Genomic DNA, 1,971 nt, shown 5'->3' with positions numbered 1-1,971 from the left:
CGGGCGGCCTGGCGTCGGGACGGTGAGATCTTCGCCGAGGTGAGTCTGCCCGAGGGCGCCGAGGCGGGAGCGTACGGTCTGCATCCGGCGCTGCTCGACTCCGCCCTGCACGCGTCGCTCCTCGCCGGTGACGGTCAGGAGGGCACCGGCGGTCTGCCGTTCTCGTGGGAGGGCGTGTCCCTGTACGCGACGGGCGCCGCGGCACTGCGTGTACGGATCGCTCCGGCCGAGGGCAAGGACGCGGTGTCGATCGTGGTCGCCGACACCACAGGTGCGCCCGTAGCCTCGGTCGACTCGCTGCTCGTACGCGCCGTGTCGGGCGACCAGCTCGACAGTGCCACCGGATTGGCCCGGGACGCGCTGTTCACACTGGAGTGGGTCCCGGTGCCCGGCGTTCCCGCGCCCGGCGGTTCCACGCCTGGTGCGGACAGACTCGCGCTGATCGGACCGGATGCCCTCGGGCTGGCCGAGGGACTGGCTCGTACGGGTGTCGAGATCGAGGTCCATACCGATCTGGCGTCGCTGGCGGCGGCGGAGTCCTCGGTACCGGACACCGTACTGGTCGGTGTCCATGGCACGGACGGCACCGGAGTCGGCGCCGAGGCCGGGACCGGCGCCGGTGCCGGTGCCGCCGAGTCGGCGCACGCGCTGACCGCTGTTGCCCTGGCCCTGATGCAGGAGTGGCTGGCCGAGGAGCGGTTCACCGGCTCCCGGCTGGTGTTTGTGACGCGAGGCGCGGTGGCGGCCGGCGACGAGGAGGTCACCGATGTGGCCGCCGCCTCGGTCTGGGGCCTGGTGCGCTCGGCCCAGACGGAGAACCCGGGCTGCTTCGGCCTGCTGGATTTGGGCCCGCTGGACCTTGGCCTGCTGGATCTCGGCCTCGGGAGCGACGGCCTTGCCCAGCTCATGGGCCGGCTCACACGGTCTGCCGTTACGGACGAGCCGCAGTTGGCCGTCCGTGACGGAGCACTCCTGGCCGGGCGGCTCGCGCGGCTGGAGCCGGACATGGCCCTGATTCTTCCTGTGGATGTGCCCTGGCGGCTGGACAGCACGACGAAGGGAAGCCTGGACGGGCTGACGCCGACACCGTTCCCGGAGGCACTGGAGCCGTTGTCGGGGCACGAGGTACGGATCGAGGTCCGCGCGGCCGGTGTCAACTTCCGCGATGTCCTCAAGGCGCTGGACATGTATCCCGGCGACGCCGGGCGTATGGGCCGCGAGGCCTCGGGCGTGGTGGTCGAGGTGGGACCGGAGGTGACCGGGCTGCGGCCCGGCGACCGGGTCACAGGCCTGGTGTCCGGAGGTTTCGGCTCACTGGTGGTGGGCGACGCACGGCTGCTCACCGCACTGCCGGACGAATGGTCGTGGGAGACGGCGGCTTCGGTGCCGCTGGTGTTCCTGACGGCGTATCACGCGCTGGTCGAGCTGGCGGGCCTGACCCATGGCGAGAAGGTGCTGATCCATGCCGGCGCCGGTGGTGTGGGGATGGCGGCGATCCAGATCGCCCGTCATCTCGGTGCGGAGGTCTTCGCGACGGCGAGCGAGGGCAAGTGGGACGTCCTGCGCCTGCTCGGTGTGGCGGACGACCATATCGCCTCCTCCCGGACGACGGACTTCGAGGCCGCCTTCGCCGACATCACCGACGGCGACGGGATCGATGTCGTACTGAACGCGCTGGCCGGTGAGTTCGTGGACGCCTCCATGCGGCTGCTCAACACGGGCGGCCGGTTCCTGGAGATGGGCAAGACCGATGTCCGCGATGCCGCCGATCTGCCCGACGGCGTGGACTATCAAGCGTTCGACCTCGGCTGGGTGGATCCCGAGGACATCCGGCGCATGCTGAACTCCCTCATGGGACTGTTCGGCCAAGGCGTGCTGGAGCCGTTGCCGGTCCGTTCCTGGGATGTACGGCGGGCGCGGGACGCGTTCCGGTTTATGAGTCTGGCCCGGCATGTGGGGAAGATCGTACTG

At 70.6% G+C, this 1,971-nt stretch carries 1 protein-coding gene; it reads left to right on the top strand.

Annotated elements, in window-relative coordinates; genetic code table 11:
* Positions 1-1,971 (top strand): zinc-binding dehydrogenase (locus tag GA0115259_RS36100; protein ID WP_141716840.1); only part of this gene is annotated, 1,971 nt, incomplete at both ends.

Source organism: Streptomyces sp. MnatMP-M17 (genome assembly GCF_900091995.1).
Taxonomy (GTDB): domain Bacteria; phylum Actinomycetota; class Actinomycetes; order Streptomycetales; family Streptomycetaceae; genus Streptomyces.
This window is presented reverse-complemented; position numbering and strand designations above follow the sequence as displayed.